This is a genomic window from Candidatus Xianfuyuplasma coldseepsis (genome assembly GCF_014023125.1).
Lineage (GTDB): Bacteria > Bacillota_I > Bacilli_A > Izemoplasmatales > Izemoplasmataceae > Xianfuyuplasma > Xianfuyuplasma coldseepsis.
In genome coordinates this window covers 1824507-1848720 of the sequence record NZ_CP048914.1, presented here as the reverse complement: position 1 = coordinate 1848720, position 24214 = coordinate 1824507, and the positions used below count along the sequence as shown (strand labels likewise).

The 24214-nt window shown below is 38.9% G+C and carries 27 protein-coding genes; 25 read left to right on the top strand and 2 right to left on the bottom strand.

All coding sequences use genetic code 11. The features are described 5' to 3' along the window. From aspS to G4Z02_RS08970, 18 genes are all read left to right on the top strand, one after another. Entirely contained in the window at positions 1–1749 is a 1749-nt protein-coding gene (aspS, locus tag G4Z02_RS09055) for an aspartate--tRNA ligase (RefSeq protein WP_258877699.1), read from the top strand. A 56-nt stretch (positions 1750–1805) separates the two neighbouring features. Further along, entirely contained in the window at positions 1806–2933 is a 1128-nt protein-coding gene (locus G4Z02_RS09050) for an AI-2E family transporter (protein WP_258877698.1), read from the top strand. After that, positions 2933–3370 (top strand): hypothetical protein, encoded by a 438-nt coding sequence (locus G4Z02_RS09045; RefSeq protein ID WP_258877697.1) that lies wholly within the window; start codon positions 2933–2935, stop codon positions 3368–3370. The genes G4Z02_RS09050 and G4Z02_RS09045 overlap by 1 nt, the downstream gene beginning before the upstream one ends. 43 nt (positions 3371–3413) lie before the next feature. Beyond that, complete coding sequence (locus G4Z02_RS09040; protein WP_258877696.1) at positions 3414–4112, top strand: tRNA threonylcarbamoyladenosine dehydratase; 699 nt, start codon at positions 3414–3416, stop codon at positions 4110–4112. Beyond that, on the top strand, positions 4090–5070 hold the full coding sequence (gene msrA, locus G4Z02_RS09035) for a peptide-methionine (S)-S-oxide reductase MsrA (RefSeq protein WP_258877695.1): 981 nt from the start codon (positions 4090–4092) through the stop codon (positions 5068–5070). The genes G4Z02_RS09040 and msrA overlap by 23 nt, the downstream gene beginning before the upstream one ends. A gap of 19 nt (positions 5071–5089) precedes the next feature. Next, the gene (locus tag G4Z02_RS09030) at positions 5090–5932 is read left to right on the top strand and encodes a PfkB family carbohydrate kinase (protein ID WP_258877694.1); all 843 of its coding nucleotides are present in this window, start codon (positions 5090–5092) and stop codon (positions 5930–5932) included. After that, positions 5907–6827 carry a pseudouridine-5'-phosphate glycosidase gene (locus tag G4Z02_RS09025; protein WP_258877693.1) on the top strand — a complete coding sequence of 307 codons (921 nt, stop codon included), beginning with the start codon at positions 5907–5909 and terminating at the stop codon, positions 6825–6827. Before G4Z02_RS09030 ends, G4Z02_RS09025 begins: the two co-directional genes overlap by 26 nt. A 1-nt stretch (position 6828) precedes the next feature. Next, the gene (locus G4Z02_RS09020) at positions 6829–7299 is read left to right on the top strand and encodes a deoxycytidylate deaminase (protein WP_258877692.1); all 471 of its coding nucleotides are present in this window, start codon (positions 6829–6831) and stop codon (positions 7297–7299) included. After that, positions 7296–8315, top strand: coding sequence for a S16 family serine protease (locus tag G4Z02_RS09015; RefSeq protein ID WP_258877691.1), 1020 nt, complete (start codon positions 7296–7298; stop codon positions 8313–8315). Before G4Z02_RS09020 ends, G4Z02_RS09015 begins: the two co-directional genes overlap by 4 nt. Beyond that, positions 8305–8655, top strand: a complete 351-nt coding sequence (locus tag G4Z02_RS09010) for a hypothetical protein (RefSeq protein WP_258877690.1) — start codon at positions 8305–8307, stop codon at positions 8653–8655. Before G4Z02_RS09015 ends, G4Z02_RS09010 begins: the two co-directional genes overlap by 11 nt. Before the next feature lie 11 nt (positions 8656–8666). Then, positions 8667–9182 carry a signal peptidase II gene (gene lspA, locus G4Z02_RS09005; protein ID WP_258877689.1) on the top strand — a complete coding sequence of 172 codons (516 nt, stop codon included), beginning with the start codon at positions 8667–8669 and terminating at the stop codon, positions 9180–9182. Continuing rightward, a complete protein-coding gene (locus tag G4Z02_RS09000; RefSeq protein ID WP_258877688.1) occupies positions 9137–10030 on the top strand; it encodes an RluA family pseudouridine synthase in 894 nt (297 codons plus the stop codon). Before lspA ends, G4Z02_RS09000 begins: the two co-directional genes overlap by 46 nt. Continuing rightward, positions 10030–10992 (top strand): zinc dependent phospholipase C family protein, encoded by a 963-nt coding sequence (locus G4Z02_RS08995; RefSeq protein ID WP_258877687.1) that lies wholly within the window; start codon positions 10030–10032, stop codon positions 10990–10992. The genes G4Z02_RS09000 and G4Z02_RS08995 overlap by 1 nt, the downstream gene beginning before the upstream one ends. 136 nt (positions 10993–11128) lie before the next feature. Further along, positions 11129–12400: a Y-family DNA polymerase gene (locus G4Z02_RS08990; RefSeq protein ID WP_258877686.1), complete on the top strand. Its 1272-nt coding sequence runs from the start codon at positions 11129–11131 to the stop codon at positions 12398–12400. Continuing rightward, positions 12393–12722 carry a YolD-like family protein gene (locus G4Z02_RS08985; protein ID WP_258877685.1) on the top strand — a complete coding sequence of 110 codons (330 nt, stop codon included), beginning with the start codon at positions 12393–12395 and terminating at the stop codon, positions 12720–12722. The genes G4Z02_RS08990 and G4Z02_RS08985 overlap by 8 nt, the downstream gene beginning before the upstream one ends. Before the next feature lie 59 nt (positions 12723–12781). Then, on the top strand, positions 12782–13375 hold the full coding sequence (locus tag G4Z02_RS08980) for a hypothetical protein (protein ID WP_258877684.1): 594 nt from the start codon (positions 12782–12784) through the stop codon (positions 13373–13375). Continuing rightward, positions 13372–14535, top strand: coding sequence for an iron-containing alcohol dehydrogenase (locus G4Z02_RS08975; RefSeq protein ID WP_258877683.1), 1164 nt, complete (start codon positions 13372–13374; stop codon positions 14533–14535). The genes G4Z02_RS08980 and G4Z02_RS08975 overlap by 4 nt, the downstream gene beginning before the upstream one ends. A 228-nt stretch (positions 14536–14763) precedes the next feature. Then, the gene (locus G4Z02_RS08970; RefSeq protein WP_258877682.1) at positions 14764–15699 is read left to right on the top strand and encodes a hypothetical protein; all 936 of its coding nucleotides are present in this window, start codon (positions 14764–14766) and stop codon (positions 15697–15699) included. Positions 15700–15729: 30 nt separating this feature from the next. Here G4Z02_RS08970 and G4Z02_RS08965 read toward each other — a convergent pair whose 3' ends face one another. Further along, a complete protein-coding gene (locus G4Z02_RS08965; RefSeq protein WP_258877681.1) occupies positions 15730–16236 on the bottom strand; it encodes a ferritin in 507 nt (168 codons plus the stop codon). Between the two features lie 60 nt (positions 16237–16296). Beyond that, on the bottom strand, positions 16297–17223 hold the full coding sequence (gene rnhC, locus G4Z02_RS08960; protein WP_258877680.1) for a ribonuclease HIII: 927 nt from the start codon (positions 17221–17223) through the stop codon (positions 16297–16299). Between the two features lie 65 nt (positions 17224–17288). Between rnhC and G4Z02_RS08955 the strand changes: the two genes are divergently transcribed. The 7 genes from G4Z02_RS08955 (at position 17289) to G4Z02_RS08925 (ending at position 24101) form a co-directional block, all read left to right on the top strand. Continuing rightward, positions 17289–19610, top strand: coding sequence for an endonuclease MutS2 (locus tag G4Z02_RS08955; protein WP_258877679.1), 2322 nt, complete (start codon positions 17289–17291; stop codon positions 19608–19610). Between the two features lie 72 nt (positions 19611–19682). After that, positions 19683–19991: a thioredoxin gene (gene trxA, locus G4Z02_RS08950; RefSeq protein ID WP_258877678.1), complete on the top strand. Its 309-nt coding sequence runs from the start codon at positions 19683–19685 to the stop codon at positions 19989–19991. Positions 19992–20052: 61 nt separating this feature from the next. After that, complete coding sequence (gene truB, locus G4Z02_RS08945) at positions 20053–20922, top strand: tRNA pseudouridine(55) synthase TruB (RefSeq protein ID WP_258877677.1); 870 nt, start codon at positions 20053–20055, stop codon at positions 20920–20922. Positions 20923–20926: 4 nt separating this feature from the next. After that, positions 20927–21832, top strand: a complete 906-nt coding sequence (locus G4Z02_RS08940) for a bifunctional riboflavin kinase/FAD synthetase (protein WP_258877676.1) — start codon at positions 20927–20929, stop codon at positions 21830–21832. Between the two features lie 119 nt (positions 21833–21951). Further along, positions 21952–22221 carry a 30S ribosomal protein S15 gene (gene rpsO / locus G4Z02_RS08935; RefSeq protein WP_258877675.1) on the top strand — a complete coding sequence of 90 codons (270 nt, stop codon included), beginning with the start codon at positions 21952–21954 and terminating at the stop codon, positions 22219–22221. 83 nt (positions 22222–22304) lie between these two features. Then, positions 22305–23435 carry an AI-2E family transporter gene (locus G4Z02_RS08930; protein WP_258877674.1) on the top strand — a complete coding sequence of 377 codons (1131 nt, stop codon included), beginning with the start codon at positions 22305–22307 and terminating at the stop codon, positions 23433–23435. Positions 23436–23579: 144 nt separating this feature from the next. Beyond that, complete coding sequence (locus tag G4Z02_RS08925; protein ID WP_258877673.1) at positions 23580–24101, top strand: DUF2179 domain-containing protein; 522 nt, start codon at positions 23580–23582, stop codon at positions 24099–24101. Positions 24102–24214 lie beyond the last annotated feature (113 nt).

The window sequence follows — 24214 nt, the reverse complement described above, 5'->3', positions numbered from 1 at the left end:
ATGAACCGAACACATACCAATGGTGAGTTACGACTTACTGATCTGGGAAAAACCGTTACCCTCAGTGGTTGGGTAGCTAAAAAACGTGACCTTGGTGGTCTTGTCTTCATCGATTTACGCGATCGTTATGGGATTACACAACTTGCCTTTAATCCCGATAGTCCACTGTATTCGCAAACGCTCGATATTAAGAGTGAATACGTGTTAGAAATAACAGGAACCGTCATCGAACGCTCAAGTAAAAATCCCCAACTACCAACGGGAGATATCGAAGTAGATGTCGCATCATTAACCGTCTTAAACAAGGCAAAATTGCCACCGTTATTGATTCAAGATGAAACCGATGCTCTGGAAAATACCCGGCTTAAGTATCGATATCTTGATTTGCGACGTCCTGTGTTACAGGAAAACTTTATTGTTCGTCACAAAACCGTTCAAGCGGTTCGCGAGTTTTTAAACAACGAAGATTTTCTCGATGTAGAAACACCAATTCTAACGAAATCAACTCCTGAAGGAGCCCGAGACTATCTCGTTCCTTCACGTTTAAACGAAGGAAAATTTTACGCACTCCCGCAATCCCCACAAATCTTTAAACAATTACTAATGGTGGCTGGCTTTGAAAAGTATTATCAAATCGCAAAATGTTTTCGTGATGAAGATTTGCGTAGTGATCGTCAGCCGGAGTTTACTCAAATTGATATCGAGATGAGTTTCATGTCCCAAGAAGATGTTTTGGATGTGAGTGAACGAATGATTAAATATGTCATGAAAAAAGTGAAAGGAATTGATCTAACAGAACCGTTCCCACGGATGACATACAACCAAGCGATGAACAAGTATGGTGTCGATAAACCGGATACCAGATTTGATATGAAGCTGGTTAACATAACACAGTTAGCAGCTGAAACAACGTTTGGCGTATTCACCAACAACATTGAAAACGGAGGAATTGTAAAAGGGATTACCGTTAAAAATGGTGCAGAGTTATACTCTCGTAAAGGCATTGACAAGTTAACGGACTTTGTCAAGAAATTACGAGCAAAAGGCTTGGCGTTTGTCAAACTGATTGATGGTGAATTGAGTGGTAGTATTGTGAAATTCTTTACCGATGAGCAACAACAAGAATTAATCTCACTAGCTGAATTAGAAGACAATGATTTATTCTTGATTGTTAGTGATAAAGCCGAAGTTGTTCACCAATCACTAGGACTCTTACGGAACCATATTGCCAAAGAGCAACAGCTTGTTGATCCTGAGGAGTATGATTTTCTCTGGGTCATTGATTGGCCAATGTTTGAATATCGCGATGAGCATCAACGCTATTTCAGTTTGCATCATCCGTTTACGATGGTTCAAGAAACGGATATTCCTTTACTGGATACAGCTCCCGATAAAGCGCTTGCGTACTGCTATGACTTGGTTGTTCAAGGTCAAGAACTCGGTGGCGGAAGCATCCGGATCCATCGTGAAGATATCCAAAATAAAGTGTTTGATATTCTCGGAATTTCCAAAGAAGAACAACAGCAGAAATTTGGGTTCTTACTCGATGCCCTACAGTATGGAACACCCCCTCATGGAGGAATCGCATTTGGTCTCGACCGTTTGATTATGTTGTTGGTTCATACGGAAAATATTCGTGACGTCGTTGCCTTCCCAAAAACCAACAGTGGCCAATGTCTCCTAACAGAAGCACCAGGAATCGTGTCGGAAGAGCAACTGACCGAGCTTGCTATCAAAACAATTAAATAATTCATTTTATAAATTATTTATGATATAATGTATTCAGGACTGAAGGATGTGATGAAATGAAACCGAAATACAAATTTCTCAGTGATGAATTTCTCAACAAAGCAATACGTGTGCTTGTTGTTGTTTTGTTGTCACTTGGAGTTATTTTACTAGCTTCACAGTTCAGTAGTATCTGGTTCAGTATCGTGAATGCTGTCCAAAAAGTACTAGTACCTCTCGCATTGGTATGGCTCTTGTCACTTATCATGTTCCCATTAATTAAATTATTGGAACGACGAGGGGTAGGTCCACGAGGACTAAGTGTTACCGTGGTTTTTGTCGGAACCGTTACTGCATTCTTCTTAATCATCTATTTCTTGCTCCCCTTTGTTGAGCAACAAATTCGGGATTTCTTTGCCAATGACTGGCCTGCTGTACAGAGTTATTTCGAAAATGATTTTCGAGATGATTTTATCTTAGGTCCTGATTTATACGATTGGATTTTAGGTACGATCAATGATTCGACATTAGTCGAAGATACGATTAGTAATTTTGCAGATAACTTAGCATCTGTCGTATCCTCTAGTCTAATCAATATCTTTGCCGTCGTTGTTGTCTTACCTGTCTTATTGATTTATTATTTACTCGACTTTGAAATGATCAACGATACGATTCGTAGTATTGTTCCGAAAAAATATGAGAAAGATGCCTCTGACTTGGGTAGCCGCCTAAGCAACACCGTTGGTGCCTACATCCGAGGACAATTACTCTTGATGCTCGCGATTGGTATTGCTGCAACAATTCTGTATCGATTGATTGGATTACAATACTTCTTCATCTTTGGAATTATCGTTGGGTTAACCAACATTATTCCTTATTTTGGAGCGATTATCGCGATGATTCCGGTGGTTATCTATGCCGTCATCACCAGTGATACCGGTCCAGGACCAATTGTTGTCGTATTGGTAAATGTTGGACTACAAATGATAGAAGGAAACATCTTCCAACCAATCATTATGGGTCGACAACTCGAAATGCATGCGATCATCATCATCGTTTCAATCTTATTCTTTGGTAGTTTATTTGGAACCATTGGGGTTATCTTTGCTGCACCGATGGCCGCAACCATCCGTGTTCTAATTGAGTTTTACCGGGATAAACGGAATACGGCCAATCAACAAAACTTGGATTTACGTAAGCCATAATGGATCATAAGAAAGTCTATAATGTCTTCCAAATAAACATCATTGTCTTTTATATAACTTGTGTCATGCTCGTACCCGTATTTGTCATATTTACCTACATCTTTGATGTTCAACTCTATACATCTACGAATATGATCATCTTGGTTGCAAGCATTATTCTGCTCGTGTACTTTGTCGTCGGTTTATTATATGTCTTATTGCACAAAGAGAAGAATCAACGTCGGTTAAAACCATCCTATCAACGGGAGTTCACCTATATTATGTCAATTAGTGGACTTGGCGTTTTAGGGATGGGCATCATGTATCTATTTTTCGGGGGTCGCACGCTTTATGTCCCCCATGTTATCATCCCCTTAGCCATAGCCGTATTTACGGGATTGTATTTGTTAGGGGATCGCTACTTTAACGTGAGTTTACTCCAACGAAAAAAACGATAATGGCTACTTCTACGTAGCCATTTTCTAAAGAGGTGAACCAACCATGTTTCGACGCTTAGAACTGTTAATTGGACCAGAAAAGCTCGCCATACTACAACAGAAAACGGTCCTTATTGTCGGTCTTGGTGGAGTCGGTGGCAATGCCGCCGAGGCCATTGCCCGTAGTGGGTTTGGGCGCATCCTATTAGTCGATCAAGATGTTGTTGAACCCAGTAATATCAACCGTCAATTAGTTGCTAGATCTACGACACTAGGCAAACCAAAAGTTGATGTGATGGAACAGCGGATAGTCGACATTAATCCAAACTGTGATGTCGTTACATACCATACATTTTACGATTATTCCACGAAAGACACCATTTGGGACAATGACATTGATTATATCATTGATTGTATTGATACAATTACCTATAAAATCGATATCATTCAAGAAGCACATAAACGGGGAATCCCGATGATTAGTGTCATGGGGACCGGGAATAAATATCAACCAGAACAACTCACCATTATGCGCTTATCAAAAACCGAATACGATCCGATTGCGCGAGTTATTCGTCATAAGTTACGTCATCAGCTCAATTTAAAAGATGTCATCGTAATCGCCTCAAAAGAAGTTCCACAAAAACCACTTCAAGAAACCTCTTCACCCGCCTCCAATGCGTTTGTACCAAACACCGCTGGTATCTTAGCAGCGAGTTATATTTTCCGGATTGCGATTGGTGAAACCGTTACGTTATCGTGAGTATAACCCGCATTGGAAAGAGGAATATAAACGACTAGAGGATTATGTCTACCATATCTTAGCCCCTTATATAAAGGCTATTCATCATATTGGTAGCACAAGTGTTGAGAGTTTAGGAGCCAAACCAATTATTGATATTGCCGTCGTATACAGCGACCATCTCGATATCATCATTTCGATTTTAGAACAACATGGCTGGACCTACGAAGGCGAAAAAGGAATCGAGCATCGTCATGCCTTTCGACGTGATGACGATACCTTCTATGAACATCATTTATATGTTCAACTAGAAGGCAGTGAGAATTTGTTGAAAGTCCTTGCATTCAAACGGGCATTGCAAACCAATCCCCGTTATCGCATGCAGTATCAAGCATTAAAACAACAATTGATCCAGCAAAACAGCAAGGATCGCGAATTATATACAGATTCAAAAACGGATTTAATTATGCATATTTTAAAGGAGGAATCCATTGTGAAATCAATTGTCTTTGCCGGGGGATGCTTTTGGGGAGTCGAAGCATATTTTAAACAATTGCCAGGAGTAGCGGATACCGAAGTTGGCTACATCAATGGCCCAGGAATGACCAACTACAATGAGGTCTGTGCCGGTAGTGGCCATGCCGAAGCCGTATTGATTAAATATGATGAAGATCACATTTCACTGAAAAAACTCTTGGATCACTTGTTTAATATCATCGATCCAACATCGATTAATAAACAGGGGAATGACCGTGGTATTCAATACCGTACGGGGATATACAACTATCCCTACGAACAGCTTGCATTTATCCAAAATTACTTAAATGTTCGGCAAAAAGAATACCAAAAACCATTGCAATTAGAGTTGGAAACAGATTTAACCTTTTATCCTGCAGAAGACTACCATCAAGATTATTTGGACAAACATCCATCCGGATATTGTCATGTCGATTTAACATCACATAAGAATGTCCTCTAAGATCTTGGTTATTGGTGCAGTGAATATTGATTTCAATATTCATAGTGATCAACCGTATGTATTGCATGATTCCAACATTGTTCATCACCAAAAACAAGTCGGTGGCGTTGGGGCAAATATCGCCCAAAACCTAGCTAATTTTGGCATGGATGTATCGTTTCTAACGATGTTTTCCATTGATGCCTTAGGCATTTTTGCCAAGCAAACATTAACCCATAAGGGAATACTTATCGACCATTGTGATACGATGTCGTTACCATCGAATATGTACATGGCGATTTTTGATCAACAACGCGATTTATATCTCGGTTTAAATGATATGCCATTAGTTGATGAAATGACCCCACGTTGGATCAAAACCAAATATCAATACATTACCAGTTTTGACGCGATTGTATTGGATAACAATCTACCTCAAAAGACGATCGAATATCTTGTTAAGACGTATTCGTCTAAGCGTATCTATATCGATGCTGTTAGTGGAGTAAAAGCTCCAAAACTTGTTAACATAATCAATCAAGTATATGTAATCAAAATGAATCATGCAGAGTTTGAAATTCTTTTTCCAAAAGAAACAGTCCCGCCAAAAACGATGCTTCTAGTTAGTAATGGGTCTCAGAAAATCACCCTGTATCAAGGAGATAATATCGTTCATCAAACCCCAGAGACAATCGAACATCCCATCAGTACAAGTGGTGCTGGTGATGCCCTTTTTAGTGGTTTCATCTATGGTCTTGAATCTCAATATTCATTACCGACATCACTATCAATCGGTGCATATGCCGCCTATAAAACCATTCACGTAAAATCCAGTATCAATCATGAGGTGAATATCAATGAATTCCTACATCGAATTAAGTAAAGAAGTCGCTCGGGCAGTGGCCTACAATCAACCGATTGTCGCACTAGAATCGACGATTATTTCCCATGGTATGCCCTATCCACAAAACGTGGAAACGGCACTTCAGTGCCAGCAAATTGTCCGTGATAATGGGGCCGTACCTGCAACCATAGCGATTCTAAATGGGAAACTTAAAGTCGGTCTTAGTGATGAAGAAATTGACTTTCTTGGGAAAGAAGGACAAAAGATCCACAAAACATCCAGACGCGATATTGCCTATAATATCTTGCATAAGATTAATGGTGCAACAACGGTTAGTGCAACCATGTATATTGCCGAACAGGCTGGAATTAAAGTATTCGCTACCGGAGGTATTGGTGGTGTTCATCGCAACGCAGAAGACACGATGGATATTAGTGCGGATTTAGAAGAATTGGCAAATACGAATGTTACGGTGGTGTCTGCTGGAGCAAAAGCCATTCTTGATTTGGCCCTTACCTTAGAGTATTTGGAGACCAAAGGCGTACCAGTAATAGGCTATCAAACCGATCAACTCCCTGCTTTTTATTCCCGTGAAAGTGATTTTAAGGTGAATTTTAACGTTCAATCCCCAAAAGAAATCGCTGACTTAATTACTACAAAACAATTTCTTGGATTAAAGGGTGGGATGCTTATTGCCAACCCGATTCCTAAAAAGTATAGCATGCCAAAAGAGTTGATTAATGAAGCGATTGAACAAGCATTAGTTGAAATGGAATCATTGGGTATAAAAGGGAAGGAAACAACCCCCTATCTACTAGGAAAAATCGTAGAGCTAACCAAAGGTAAATCACTCGCAGCAAATATTCAATTAGTATATAATAATTGTAAGCTTGCCGCTCAAATCGCTTATGAAGTCCATCAAATAGAGGTGTAATATGAAACGAACAGACTATATATCATGGGATACCTATTTTATGGGTGTAGCCCGTCTCAGTGCGATGCGAAGTAAAGATCCTCAAACCCAAGTCGGTGCTTGTATTGTCAATACGAAGAAACGAATTGTCGGGATTGGATACAATGGGTTTCCGTTTGGGATTGAAGATGATCAGTTCCCGTGGGACAAAAAAGAATCGTGGTTGGATAGTAAATATCCTTACGTTGTCCATGCGGAACCTAACGCCATATTAAATGCCACAGAACCACTGGATAATGCGACATTGTATGTCACATTATTTCCTTGTAACGATTGTGCGAAATTAATCATTCAAAGTGGGATCAAGGAAGTCGTGTATCTGGAAGATAAGTATCACGATCGTGATATTTTTGTTGCGTCACGACGGATGTTTGAAGCCAGTGGTGTTTCAACGAGACAACTACAACCAATGGAGTTGCACATTACCGAGTGAAACAAACGTTTCTACAGTATCGCACAACGTTCTTTGTTCTTATTGGCGTAACCATCATTAGTCTGTTTGTATCGTTATTTCCATTAGAGTTAAAACTAACTGCTCCGGGTTTAAATAGTGAAGTCGGAGATTTCATCACGATTGAAGAAGCGTATCCGGTCGAAGGAAGTTTACATACAACAAGCGTAATTTCATTGGATCGTGTCACCTTGCTTCAATATCTTGTTGGTGAGTTCGAAAATAAAGTCGACATTGAAGAATACCCCGAATATTACGATACGATTGATGTCAGTGATTTAACGATTACGGGTTCACTGTATCATGACGATAGCTTGGTTAAAAGTTTGATTGTCGGGATTTCTCGAACCAACCACACCATTGATTATGAAACCAATACAATGGTGTACTTAACCTATAATTATTTGGATGCGGATACGATTGAAATCGGCGATATCGTATTATCTGTCAACGGATCTACCGATATCAATACCGCGATTCAAGAGGTTGCATGTAATGCGACCGGTGAGTTCGTTGTCTTACGGGATGATCAAGAACTCACCTATACCATAACCAAACATCAATTGGATGATTATTGTGCGTTTGGATTATTTGTACGAGATTTTAGTGAAATTCTCACCACGGATGTCCAATATACGATTCATCAGTCTCATGTTGGTGGCAGTAGTGGTGGACTACTACAAACGCTCTATGTGTACAATGCATTAACGCCAAACGATATTACAGGTGGTTTAAAGATTGCAGGAACGGGTACAATCCGAGTCGATGGATCGGTTGGGGCCATTGGTGGTGTTCGGCAAAAGATTATCACCGCTTCAATGAACAACATAGATGTCTTCTTTGTACCGCATCTAAGCGATAGCGAGAATGATAATTACGTAGTAGCGATGAAGACGTTTGAAGAACTATCATCGAATATGATTATTGTTCCAGTAACGTCCTTTGATGATGCCCTTGATTACCTAGAAGGTCGTTTTGGAGGTGCGTATGATGAATAATCTTGAGATTGTAAAAATCATTCGATCATATACGGTTAAAGAGATTATGTTAAGTTCTCTTTCTGGTCTAATTACATACCTTATTCTAGGAACGATATTCTTAACACCAACCATTGTTATTAGTTTGTTATACGTTCCTTATATGAAGTTTTTCTTTCTGGGAATGTATATAATGATGAGCATTGTTGCCAGTGCGGCAGCTTCCATCTTTAGTCAAACCTTGCAACACTATCATATCGAATCCATCAACTACGAGATTTATAATCGACGCAGTACAATTGTACTGGCTGTCCTAACATTTATTGTTCTGACAATTATTTACTTCACATATATTACATAGAGGTGACCCCCATGAAAAAAACCGTTCTGATTCCCGGTATTATCATTGTTATTTTGATTGCACTTGATCAGTTGACAAAACAACTTGTGTTCCGAACAATGGAACTGGGTGAAGAAATTGTCGTCATCAAGAACTTCTTTATGATTACCTCCCACCGCAATACGGGTGCTGCGTGGGGTATTTTTGATGGGAATATGGTCTTTTTCTATATCATCACTGTCATTGCTGGTGTACTGTTTTACTGGTTATTAAAAGATGCAAATTTAAAAACCAAAAAGTTGTATACCTATGGCATCATCCTAATGATTGCCGGGGGAATTGGTAATTTTATTGATCGCGCGTTGTTTCAAGAAGTGATTGATTTTATCAATATTGATTTGTGGAGCTACACAACGTTCCCCATCTTTAACATTGCGGATATTTGTCTCGTTGTCGGGATGTTCTTATTTGCCAGTGATATTCTATACGAGGAGTGGTTACAATGGAAACAATCATCGTCAAAGCCGACCAACGACTCGACCGAATAGATAAATATTTGGCGGATCTTTTACAAGATTCGAGAAGTACGATTCAAGTGATGATTAAAGAGGAGTATATTCTTGTAAATGATGAGGTTGTTAAGACAAACTACAAAGTCAAAGAAGGCGACGTCATTACTATTGAACCGATGGAAGAGGAAGAAATTGATGTCACACCAGAAAATCTTCCCCTTGAAATTGTCTATCAAGATGACGACGTCATTGTTGTGAATAAATCCGATGATATGGTTGTTCATCCAGGTGCTGGAAACTACTCAGGAACGATGGTGAATGCACTCTTATATCATATTCCTGATTTCAAAGCCATTAAAGGCGAAATACGACCCGGTATTGTTCATCGTATCGACAAAGAAACCAGTGGGTTGTTGATGGTTGCTAAAACCCCAAAAGCCTTGGAACACTTATCAAAACAATTACAGGAAAAAACCGTTACACGAACCTATGTTGCACTTGTGGATGGTGTGATTCCACATAACCTAGGTCGAATTGATGCTCCCATTGGCCGCGATCCGAAGAATCGGCAAAAGATGGCTGTTGTTGAACATGGAAAACCTGCGGTAACGAATTTCAATGTCGTGCAGCGTTTCGCGGCGCATACGTTAATTGAATGCCATTTAGAAACAGGACGTACCCATCAAATCCGGGTTCATATGAATTATATTAACTTCCCGATTGTCGGTGATCCCAAATATGGATTACGAAAAACCGATACCACTCACGGTCAGTTTTTACATGCAAAAACACTGGGATTCATTCATCCGGTAACCAACGAATACATGGAATTTACAAGTGAACTGCCAGAGTATTTTACGGCCTTCTTAGAGGAGTTAGAATAATGGCAGATGTCTATATGCATTCTCGTTTAACCGAGGATGTAATGAAGCAGCTTGAGACAACGAACGTTGATCGACAAATCGCATTCTTGGGGGCGCAAAACAGTGACCCCATGTACTATGCGACATGGCACAAATCTGCAAAGGAATATCGCATGTATGCGGATCGGATGCACGATACCGACACCCAAGGACTAATGATTCATATGACGGAGTATGTAAAAAAACATTACACCAAAGAAGCGTACAGTTTTTTATTTGGCTATATTTGCCATTACGCCCTTGATGTGAAGATTCATCCCTACGTATATCATCGTGTCGGCGTCTACAAACGTACCAAGCCTGAAACGTATCAATACCGTGGCCTTCATTTAAAGTTTGAACGCTCAATTGACGCCTTACTAATGGAACAGGAGCAAAATAAGTCCTCGCGATGGATGAATGTAACGCGGTATTATTTTCCGCTAAAACGCCCACCACAAGAAGTGCTAGAGTTAATGAAATCAACACTGAAACATCAATTTGATATTGATTATGGGGACCGCGTATATCAACAATCGGTACAGTACATGTACCGTGTCTTAAAATATATGGTAACCGATCGCTTTGGCATCAAGAAGCAGTTATATAAATTCATTGATTTGTTCAATAAAAAAGCCGATTTATTCATGGCCGATTTATCCTTGTTTCATCATGTGGAGGATTATGACTTTCACAACAAAAACCACGCAACGTGGTATCATCCCGTGACCAATGAGCCATCCACAAAAGATGTGTATCAGCTTTATGATGAGGCCGTTGAATTTGCGGTAACATGTATTCAACAAGTAAATCAATACCTTACAGGACAAGAAATTGACCTCAAAATGGTATTTACCAACTTATCACTCAATTCAGGTATCGATTGTGACCGTTCTTACCCCTTTCAATATTTTCAATCCTATCGACCAAAAAACAACTCGTAAAAAGTTGTTTTTTTTAAATATTTTTCTAAAAAAGGGATTTACGTCCTTACTACAAGATAAAATCAATTTTCGATGATTTTCGCCGCCTTGCTGAACTAAAAAATGGTTGATATAATAGAGTAAAGGAGGTGTAATCATGGACCAGTATCGACTCTATCGCAATATTCTTTGCATTGATTTAAAAAGCTTCTACGCATCCGTAGAATGCGCTTTACGTGGTCTTAATCCATTTACTACACCTCTTGTTGTTGCTGATAAATCACGCAGTACCGGAAGTGTTGTTTTGGCGGTTACACCATTCTTAAAACGACGTGGTGTAAAATCGCGTTGTCGTGTCTTTGAATTACCCGATGATCCGCGGATTATCTTTGCTAAACCACGAATGAACAAGTATTTGGAAGTGTCGACAAAGATTATTGAGATCTACTTAAAATACGTCTCGTTTGAAGACATTCATATCTATAGTGTTGATGAAGTCTTTTTAGACTTGACCACGTATCTTACTTATTATCAAAAAAGCGATGAAGAAATGGCGGCAATCATCCTAAAGGACATTATGGATACCACACAAATACCGGCTACTTGTGGGATTGGACCCAATATGTTGCTCAGTAAAATTGCACTTGATATTGAGAGTAAAAAGTCACCGACTTTCATCGCCAAATGGTCGTATGATGACGTCCCGACAAAACTGTGGCCAATCAGTCCGCTTTCGGAGATGTGGGGGATTGGACGAAACATGGAGCGCAATCTCAATCGCTTAGGACTCTATAGTATCGGTGACATTGCCCATTACCCACTAGAGAAGTTGCAACGCTATTTCGGCATTATGGGTGAAGAACTCTATCATCACGCCCATGGGATTGATATGTCCATTATCAATGAGAAACTCGTTTATAAACCCGTTTCCAAAAGTGTTGGCCACGGCCAAACGCTCTATCATGATTATTCGGGTGAAGAAGTCACGCAAATCATCTTGGAGATGACCGATGATGTCGTTAAACGACTACGTCATGGAAATAAAAAAGCCTATACTGTCAATCTCGGAATTTCCTATTCCAGAGATACCGGTGGTGGCGGCTTTAATCGTCAAATTACGTTACCGTTTCCAACGGTAAACGAAGCGGAAGTCTATAATTCCTGTATGATGTTATTTGATGAGTTTTATGATGGCGTATCGCCAATACGAAAAGTAACGGTACGATTATCAAACTTAGTCGAAGAATACTATATTCAACTCAATTTATTTAAAGACATGAATCAAGTGATTAAGGATCACAAACTCCATTCATCGCTCGATAACATTCAATTCCGCTATGGAAAAAGTGCCGTATTACGAGCTTCAAGTTTAACCGAGAATTCAACAGTAAAAGAACGAACCAAGATGGTAGGTGGACACAATGCATGATTATGTCTATCACGACCGGAAGATGATGAAGTGGATGCCGTTTAACGCCTTACTTGAACAAGGTGAATACATTCGTGATTTACTAGAGGGACGCGAGTGGATTGATATGCCAACACTGAGTCCTGATCAAGAAGCAGAATTGAATTATTCCCTTGAGCAAGCCTATATCCTCCATCAAGATGTCACTGTCACCTATTATGAACAACACAAGCTTCACACGGTAACAGGACGGATTACCCGGATTGATGTATACAATAAATTCGTCTTTATTGGGGATGCATCACTCACCGCCCATCAAATTACCGCGATCGATATTCTTTAAAAAGACGCTTTCTTGAGCGTCTTTTTTGATTTTTTTGATATACTAAAGATGGTGATTATATGGACATCGCAGCCTGGGTAACGGAAATTGTCAATCAATACGATGACTATGCGATTTGGTTGATTCTATTGTTTGGAATTGCTCATCCGCTTACGGAAAATCCGTGGAGCTTTTTAACAATGTCGTTGGCGCTAACCTTTTTAGGAATCCCGCTGGGATATGGTATCCTATTATTAGGGAATATCCTTGGTATTCTACTATTATACGGTATGATTCATGGGTTGCGCCATCTCAGCCATGATGCCTTGCTCCATAAAAAAGTATCACAAACCATCTTACAGTGGATCAATAATACCGTTACCTGGCGTCATATTATTGTCATTGGGATGCCGAGTGTCCCAACCTATCCGATTAAAATCGCCCTACCCTTATCATCGATGACGTTTGTGAAGTATTTTAGAACACTCCTGGGTAGTTATCTCTTTTTATACGCGGCAAACTCCCTTCTGTACTTTGGATTATTGAGTACAGTCACCGAGGCAATCCCCCGATTTGTTGGGGTTGCATTATTGATTCTTTTCGCCCTATTAATTTATTTTGGGAAATCGATTTGGCCATTTGGCCAAATACAACATAACGAGGTGAAACAATGAACAATTTTACATTTCATAACCCTGTCCGCGTCTATTTTGGCGATGACAAACTACAAGAATTACCTGATTTAGTTAAGGAATTTGGATCTAAAGTACTATTAGTCTATGGAAAATCCAGTATTAAACGAATGGGTCTATATGACAAGGTTGTTGATTTATTACAATCCAACAACATCGACATCGTTGAACTGAGTGGGATTGATCCCAATCCTCGGATTGAATCGGTTCGTGAAGGTGGAGAACTCTGTAAGAAGCACGATATTGATCTCGTTTTAGCCGTTGGTGGCGGAAGTGTCATTGATGCCGCTAAAGGAATTGCATCCGCAGCACTCTACGATGGCGACCCTTGGGATTTTTATTCCTATAAAGTCCAATCCGAAGGAGCGCTACCGATTGGAACCATCCTTACCTTAAGTGCCACCGGTAGTGAAATGAACCGGGGAAGTGTCGTAACGAATCTGAAAACCAAGCAAAAACACGGATGGGGAAGTCCTTATACCTATCCCAAGTTTTCGATTTTAGATCCACGCAACACCTTTACTGTTAATCAACATCAAACCGGGTGTGGGATTGTCGATTCGTTAACGCATGTCTATGAGTTTTATTTCAGTAAAAATGACAATTACCTAAATAATCGCATTTGTGAGGCAATCATGAAAACCGTTATTCATTATGGTCCACAAGCAATAGACAATCCTGAAAACTATGAAGCACGAGCAAACTTGATGTTTGGTAGTACATTAGCCCTAAATGGTTTAACGGGCTTCAGTAATACGTGGGATGGCTTCAATCATACAACCGAGCATGTCCTAAGTGCTTATTATGATATTGCTCATGCCGATGGTCTGGCAATACTTGGTCCTCATTGGATGAACTATATTCTAGATGAGTCCAATGTTCAAAAGTTTAAAGAGTTTGCCATTAATGTATGGGAAGTAGAAGATAGGGGCACCGATATGGAGATTGCCAAACGGGGAATCCAGGCGGTATTTGATTTCTACCAATCGATTCATATGCCTACACAGTTATCCAATGTTAACATCGATGACAAAGAATTTGATGAAATTGCCTCCTATGCAACACGATACGGAGAATCCGTAGGACGATTCAAAGAACTATCCAAAGACGATGTCTTACAAATTCTTATTAATGCAAAATAAAAGACCAATTGTGGTCTTTTTTTGATATATTAGAACTAGGGAAACGTTGCATGTCGCTGTTTTTATACCTAATGCATATACTCAGAATAATCCTGTAATGTAAACAGATGCAATGCAAACGAAATTAAAGGCCTCTCGTGGCCTTTTTTAATGCATTATAGTTGGTTAGAATCATTATAATTAGTACAATATAAACGAGTTAAATTATTAAAATGAGGTGAAATATATATGAAACGATACACACTTGTCATGGTGTTATTTATAGTCGTGTTTGTCCTTTCGGCATGTTCTCCTGATCAAATATCCGATGCAATCGAGGATTGTCAAAATGATCCTGAGTGTTACGGCGTTGTCGATCAGACAATCACAGAAGAACTAGAAGCGAGAGGAATAACCGGTGGATTAATGTCGGTTGAAGAGATTACCGCAGTTGAGGACGTATTAGCTAGTTACTATATTGATCCAGTGGAATATCCTGAGGAGTTATACGGTGTCTTATCCCAGTTCCTAGATGCATCTTTAAATTTGATTGGTTCCAATAATGAAGCTGTATCTGAAATCAGTGATCGAGTTCGTGATACATTTATGCGTGATACGTTTTTAAATAGTGTATTTTTATTTCGCGAGTTGAATCGCGATAATCGTCAATATCTTACGGTTGATAATACACGATATATTGTCTATAAAACAGGAGCAAATAGCTATCATTACGAAGTGCAAGCTGACTACAAATACGAGTTTGAAATTGATACGGAGTTAAATAAAGTCTATTTCCAAAATGAGTTATTATCGAATGAGTTGTTTGAATTCAGTGATATTACCGATAATGTAACGTTGTTTAAAGGAATGCTATTTGTAATAGAACAGGATATCCTATATTATGCCTATCCATTTGATGGGAATGTAGTAGGACTCTATGACTTAACCACAAATGAGCGCTATGAGATGCTGTTGTATGATGTTGGATTCGATGTATTCATTTATGGTGATTCGGGGGCTCAGTTTGAACGATATAACGGGATTGAATACACAGGGACATTAGTGGATTTTCTGGGATATATTCAGACCGTAGAAAGCTTCAGCAATTTGGAAGTAGAAGTCATTCAGATGCTCGAACAACAATACAGTACAATTGAATTTACGTATCAGGTGGAAATGAAGTAAAAAAAAGACACGAAATCGTGTCTTTTTGTATTATTGTTGGGCGTTTGGATCGACAAACACTCTTGTAGCTAAGTCTTTATCCAAGTGGTATAAGCCACCACCATCGGATACCATTTTGATTTTATCAATTAGTTTTTGGAAGTTGTCTTCTTCCTCAACTTGTTCATCAACAAACCATTGCAAGAAGCTAATGGAAGCATAATCATTTAATTCATGAGCGATTTTCATCAGATTATTGATCCGATCTGTAACGCCTTTTTCATGTTTTAATGATACTTCAAAGACTTCTAATAATGATTCAAAGTCATTGCGAGGATTTTCAAATCCGCGAATCTCGACGCGAGCCCCGCGTTCATTCATAAACATGATAAACTTTTTGGCGTGGGCTAACTCTTCTTGATATTGAATCCCTAACCAGTTTTCAAAGCCTTCTAATCCGAGGGTTGCAACATATCCTTGCATTGCAAGATATACGTGTGCACTTTCGATTTCATAATTTAATTGGGTGTTAATTGCATCTGCTAATTTTTTATTCATATAATCATCTCCTTTATTCACTATATATTATAACGTACAATACCATTTATATCAAATGTTTCAATCGCTACTTTTTGCCATTTCACGTGCACGTTCGATATTCTTATAATTCATTTTTGCATAACTGGATAAAAAGCCTTCGCCTTTTTGCTCAATAATGTCCGCAAGAACTTCGTCAACCTGTTTTCCAGCACCTTTTAATAAGGTGAATCCAGATTCTTTTGAGAGCTCATCAAACTGACGTAAAAAGGCATAGCGTGCAATGATCGATGCGATGGCAACAGACGCATAGTGTGATTCCGCTTTGGTAAGAAAGGTCACATTTTTATAGACGTTACGTTCGTCATGTAAATAGCGATAGTAGAGGTGCTCTGGAACAAACTGATCGGTGATGACTTCGGGGGAACCATTAATTTTTTTAAGAACATTAAGAATTGCTCGGTTATGAAGATACGCCATCATTTTATTGATATTAAAGCCACTACGGACGAGTTCGTTATACTTTTCATTATGAAGGGTTAAGACACTGTAAGGAATCGAGTTGATTAACTCACGGCCTATATAGCGAATCCGTTCATCCGATAATTGCTTCGAATCTTTGATTCCAAGTCCCTTGATATAATCCATTTTGTTTTTGGGTAAGAATGCCGCACAAACGACAATCGGTCCAAAGACATCGCCTTTACCCACTTCGTCGCTTCCAATTGAACTGTAGTAATAATCATTGTAGGATGCGCGCAACGGTTTCTTGGGTTGTGGTTGTGGTTGCGTATCGGTAATCTGTAAAATCTGGACCCACATATCATACTCCGCTTTCGCGTCATCCCCCTGGAACACCAGCTTGCCAGAATGGTATAAGGTGATTGTGACAACTGTAGTCTGCGCAAAAAAACGAACATGTTCGTTTGGGTTATCTTGCTGATAATCACGGTAAAAAATCATGATTTTCTGGGCTTGTTGATCATCGAGTGCTAATACAAAGCTCATTTTGTCCACCTCACTCTATTATTTTATCATATTCTTTGGTAAAATAGTATCCGGGAGTGATACTTATGCATTTTCATACAACCTCGCTTGAGTTCGACAAAATCCTGACAATGGTCGCGTCCTATGCCCATACGTTGCAGGGAAAAGAACTTGTCGCGGCAATTACACCAACAAACGATCCATTACTAATCGGTCGTTTACTGAACGAAACCAATCAAGCACTGGACATTATCAATCGCTACCAAGAGATGCCTTTTGGTGGGATTCGCGATGTCAGTGATATTTTGTATCGAGCAAAAATCCATTCGATTTTACGTCCGACGCACTTTTTAGACGTGATTGGATTAATCGAAGCGACAACAAACGCGGTTCGCTTCTTTAAACAAGTCACAGAACACGAGATTGATTGTGATTACTTAGCTCCGTATTATGATGAACTTGCCCCCACTCCCAGATTAAAGCAACAAATTGAGCAAGTGATTACGATTGATGGGTATATTCATGACAATGCATCGAGTGCTTTGTTAAAAATTCGGAATAAAATTCAACGCAATGAACAAAAAATCAATGAACGGTTACAACACATCCTCCACAGCCAAAAGAATAAGCTAGCAGAAGCGTTAATCACGATTCGCAACAATCGATACGTTGTTCCCGTAAAACTCAGCGAGAAGAACAATTTTGACGGTTCAGTCGTCGATTATTCCAAAAGTGGGGAGACGGCATACATCGAACCGAAGGTTGTTGCCGAAATCAATAATGAGATCAATTTATTGAAACTGGAAGAAGAACGCGAAGTCGAACGGATATTGCATGAACTGACGTTACTTGTCGGTGATCAGTATGGTCCGTTATCCAATAACTTTTTCTTGTTAACAACCTTTGATGTGATTTTTGCGAAAGCAAAATTTGCATTAGCGTATGACTGTTCGATGCCAGATATCACGGAAGACACGATTGATTTGCGTCATGCACGCCATCCGTTAATTAATCAAGACGACGTTGTAGCCAATACAATTACATATCAACCAGATGAACGCATCATCATCATTACTGGTCCCAATACCGGTGGTAAAACCGTTACCCTAAAAACGATGGGATTATTATCGCTCATGAATCAAAGTGGACTATTAATTCCAGTGGAACATGGTAGTAAAACCATTATCTTTGAAAATATCTTTGCCGATATCGGCGATGAACAAAGCATCGAGCAATCGCTATCAACCTTTAGTTCTCATATGACCCGTATCATCGATATCATCAACAACCTCTCCGTTGGATCCTTAATCTTACTCGATGAACTTGGAAGTGGAACCGATCCTAAAGAAGGGGCAAGTTTAGCAATTAGTTTGCTCGATTATATACGGATTCGTGGCGTATATGTCATTGCGACAACCCATTACCCCGAACTAAAGGCATATGCCTATGATAAAGAAGAAATTATCAATGCATCGGTTGAGTTTGATGTCGAGTCCTTGCAACCCACCTATCGCCTTTTACTCGGAACACCAGGTAAATCAAATGCATTATTAATCAGTGAACGTCTCGGCCTCCATGAAAAAATTATTGAAGCTGCCAAAGCAAACGTATTAACTTCGCAGTCTGAAGTAAGTGACTTGATTAACAAGCTGGAACACAAAGGGGCACAGTTGGATAAACGAATTACGGAGTATGAAGCATTAATCGCTGAAAATAAAAAACTGGTCAAACACAACGAGCAGTTACAGATTGACCTAATGAAGGAAAAACAGAAGTACAATCGGAAAATATCAGTAGAACAAAGTCAAATATTACAAGACACAAAAGAGCATGCGCTTAACCTTATCAAAGAGATTGAAGCATTGAAAGAAAAAGCGAACATTAAAGACCATGAAATTGCCGAATTAAAATACAAGACAAAGCAGTTGAATCTTGATCAAGAGTTGGAATCCAGCACCAAAGAACATACCTATCAACCAGGTGATATTGTGAATGTTCTCAAGTTTAATCGTACGGGGGAACTGATTAAAAAGCAAAACAACAACCAATGGATTGTGAAGATGGGCGTGCTTAGTTCAACGTTTGACGAAGATGATATCGAGTTCATCGAACGGAAAGTTATCGAAGAACCGCAATCTAAAATCATTAAGTCCGTGAAAAAACGCGTGTCCCCTGAGTTGGATTTACGGGGTATGCGATACGAAGAAGCGAAACACGCACTCGATCAATATATTGATGATTGTCTCGTCTCGAATATGCCATTTGCAACGATCATCCATGGCTATGGAACCCTCACCTTACGTAAGCTTGTGAAGAAATATCTAGATAGCAGCAAACACATTAAGAGTCATCGTGATGGTGAAGGCAACGAAGGTGGCAATGGTGTAACCATCGTCAATTTCAAATAATTTTGTAAAACGATTGATAATCGCTTTAATATTAAGTATAATAGTTTTGTATTTCAGAAGGAGGAATAAACTATGCCATTAGTATATGCAACAGCAGATGATTTTAAAGATAAAATTGCCAAAGGTCGCGTTGTCGTGGACTTCTACGCTGATTGGTGTGCACCATGCCGGATGATCGGTCCAGTGTTAGAACAAATTGCTCGTGAAAACGAAGACATTTTGGTTGTGAAAGTAAACGTTGATGAAAACCAATCATTGGCCGTCGAATACGGCATTCGTGGTATCCCTGCATTGCTTGTATTTAACGATGCGAAACAAGTCGCATCACGCGCTGGCTTCATGCCAAAAGATGCACTAGTTGATTGGATTAAAAGCGCATAATTAAACCAAGTAAAACTTGGTTTTTTTTTGCATTATTTGTATACTATAAGTGGTGGTTTTTATGAATGGAATCCTATTGGTAAACAAACCGCAGGGAATGACATCCCATGATGTGGTGAATATTGTTCGTAGATTATATCATACCAAAAAAGTCGGTCACACTGGAACATTGGATCCGGATGCGACTGGTTTGCTCATACTTGGGATTAATGATGGGACGAAAATCATCAAGTTCTTTAATCAAGATGAAAAAACCTATCAAGCTCGCATTGCCATCGGTTCCAGCACAACAACCCTAGATAAAACAGGAACCGTAATTGCGACCAAAGAAGTGACATCATTAGAAGGTGTTGATGATGTTTTAGAATCCTTTAAAGGCAACTATCATCAAACACCACCAATGTACTCCGCCATCAAATATAACGGTAAACGATTATATGAATATGCTCGCGAGGGAATCACAATTGAGGATCGTCCCTCACGAGACGTGAAAATCATTGACATCAAGCGGATATCTGATATTCTATACAAGAACAATCATGCCTATTTTGATTATCTCGTGTATGGTACAAAAGGATTATATGTCCGTACCCTATCCTATGATATTGGTGCGAAATTGGGGTATCCGGCTCATAATTACGAATTACACCGGATTCAAGCGGGACCATTCCATATTAAAGATAGCTATACCTTGGACGATTTAAAAAACGATATCCCAACGCCCATCCCACTTGGGGATGCCTTATCGTTTCTGCCAGCGATAATGGCTGATGAGACAATCTATGACGATGTCCGACATGGTCGAGCATTGGATCGAATAGTAGAAGGTCCAGTGCGGATTCTCGATTCGAATAGCAACCTACTTGCGGTTTATGATAACCATCCTGATAAACCGTTATTAAAAGCTATAAATGTATTTATAAAGGAATGATACTATGGAAGTAATCACATTAAACGGCATCAAAATCAAATCCAACACCGTTGCCGCAATCGGGTTTTTTGATGGTGTTCACTTGGCCCACAAGCAATTGATTGAAACCGCGATTCATATTGGTAAAGAACACAATCTTCATACCGCAATCATCACGTTTGATATCCATCCCAAAAGTATATTATATGGGTTGGATTACTTCTACATTACTCCTCTCGAACGAAAACTTGAAATCTTTAAAACATTTGATATTGATACGATTTATGTCGTTGAGTTTACCAAAGAAAAAGCCGTCCTCAAACCGCACGAATTCATTGATACGTATCTCCAAAACATTCATACACTGGTCTGTGGATTTGACTTTAAATTCGGAGTTCGCGGGAGTGGGAATGTCAAAACCTTACAAGAACACGATGATTTTGAAACCATTATCGTCGATGAAATCACCTATGGTGGCTATAAAGTTGGTTCAACCCACATCCGCGATTTAATTAACTCCGGACATGTCGATCAAGTATATGATGTCCTTGGTGATTATTATTCGGTTCGTGGTAAAGTTGTTCATGGTGCTAAAAAAGGACGAATGATTGGGTACCCAACTGCCAATATTGATACCGGTGAATACTTGGTTCCCAAAAATGGTGTCTATGCGACAATGACCAAAGTAAAAGACCGATGGTATCAATCAATGAGTAGTATCGGCCATAATCCAACACTAAACTGTCGTGTAGATGTTAGTGTCGAATCCAATATCTTCGATTTTGATGAAGAAATCTATGGTGAAGTGATTGAAATTAAGTTCATTAAGCGACTGCGTGATGAGTTGAAATTTAACTCTGTTGAAGCCCTTATCGCCAAAATTGATCAAGATAAACTCGATACCCTCGACATATTCAAAGATTTCAAATAATAATACTTGATTTATCATAATCATATGCTATAATTAATATCGCGCCTATGTCTATGTATATCGAATCCTCAACGTTATACGTCGATGTATGGTAAGTAACTAAATAAGGAGGAAAAACAATGGCAATTAGCAAAGAAGCAAAACAACAGATCGTCGAAGACTATCGCATTAAAGATGGCGATACCGGAAGTCCAGAAGTTCAAGTTGCAATCTTAACTACGGAAATCAACGAACTAAATGAACATTTAAAAGCTCATAAAAATGATCATCATAGTCGTCGTGGACTTCTAAAAAAAGTTGGTCGTCGTCGGAATTTGTTGAAATACTTAGCGAAAAAAGACATTGAACGTTACCGTTCATTGATTGCTCGTTTAGGATTACGTCGATAACAAAAAGGTGTGTTTGCACCTTTTTTTATTTGTTATGCGTTTTACGATATCTATTGTATAATATTATCTAGGAGGTGGTGGATATGACCGAGAAAAAACGAACTCGTATCCTTCAAAATCTAGGGATTCTAACCTTATCCCTTGTATCATTGTATTATATCAATCAATTATTTAATGATCAGTTGGAAGTCTTTCGGACTGCAATCAACTCGATAGTAGTACCTTTTGGTATTGCATTATTTTTAAGTTATCTTGTGGAACCAATGCTGCGATTATTAGAGAAACACATGAAAGTTCAAAATCGCTTGCTTGCCGTTGTTATTGTCTTTATTATAATCACAGTAGCCATCGTGTTATTTCTATATTTTGTCGGTATCATTATTTATGAACAAGGCGTCTCATTTTTTGAAAATGATTGGGATAACATTGTCTTATGGGTAAATAAGTTCATCGATCAAAATCCATCGATTGAATCCGCCTATCAATCCCTGCAGGATTATATTAGTTTTGATAATGCATCACCAGTGATATTTAATGTTGTAAATATTGTCAGAAGTATTGGTAGTATCGTGATTATCATTGTTTTAATTCCTGTTTTTCTCTTTTTCCTACTGAAAGAAAAAGAAACCATCTTTGAAGGAATTGTTTCTGTAGTACCCAAAAAATACAAACATCATACCCGTGAACTCGGACAACGCGCCAACGATGTCATTCAAAAGTATTTTAATGGACGGTTCTTAGTCATGTTTATTATGAGTATCGCGTTAACAATTATGTTTATGGCTTTCGGCTTTAACTTTCAACGCAGTCTCTTCTTTGGTTTCACCTTAGGATTCTTAGATATCATCCCTTATATTGGTGGATTCATCGGAATGACCTTGCCAATTCTATACTCGTTTACCGTTCAAGATACATTGTTACTTGGTGAGTGGACCTTTATTGGATTGATTGCGGTCAATCTGATCATTCAAGGAATTCAGGGGAACATTTTACAACCATACATCATGGGTAAAGAAGTGAATATGCATCCTTTACTCGTCTTGTCTAGTTTTATCTTTTTCGGTGCCTTATTTGGCATTGCCGGAGTCATTCTTGCAATCCCGATTACAGGAATAATAAAAGCTAGTGCCCAATACTTTAACGAGTTGAAAGAAGATGAGGAAACACAACCAAAGAAATCCAGTCCAAAACCAAAAAAGCTTGCCCAGAAGTAAACACAAACAGGTCGATTATCGACCTGTTTTTAGTAGGTAAAGTATGATTTTGAAAATTCTTTTATTTTCTAGTTGACAGAATCAAAAAAAGGAGTATAATTATCTCGTTTGAATGAATCAAATTATGCAAATGAGGTGATTATTATGAACCCAATTCTATTGTATTTTTTAATCTTTGTTATCAAAGTTTTCGAAGTGAGTTTGGCAACGCTTCGGATTGTTTTAATTACGAAAAACGAACGAGTCAAAGGCGCATTTATTGGATTCTTTGAAGTGATTATTTGGGTCTTAATAGTCAGTACCGTTTTAACCGGAATTACCGAAGACCCATTTAAAGTGGTCATATATGCCCTTGGGTTTGCCGTTGGAAATTATACCGGGAGCAAGTTGGAAAACTTCTTTGCGATTGGTGACAGCAGTATCGAAGTCATCACCCATAAAATTGACGGTAAAAAGATGGCCAAACACTTACGGGCAAATGGGTTTGCCGTCACGAGTGTGAATGCGTATGGGATGAATGATAAACGGGAAATTTTGTATCTCCATGTACCGCGAAAACGCGTGCCGGAAACAATTGATATTATTCGATCAAAACAAGATGATGTGGTCATCACAATTCATGATATTAAACCAGTATATGGTGGCTATAAAGCATTACGAAAATAGACGGGGTACCGTCTTTTTTTTCGAATGTGCGTGTAAACCTTTCTATTTTGATACAAATATGTTAATATATTAAACTAGATAAAAAGATGAGAAAATAAGAGAAGAAAAGAAAA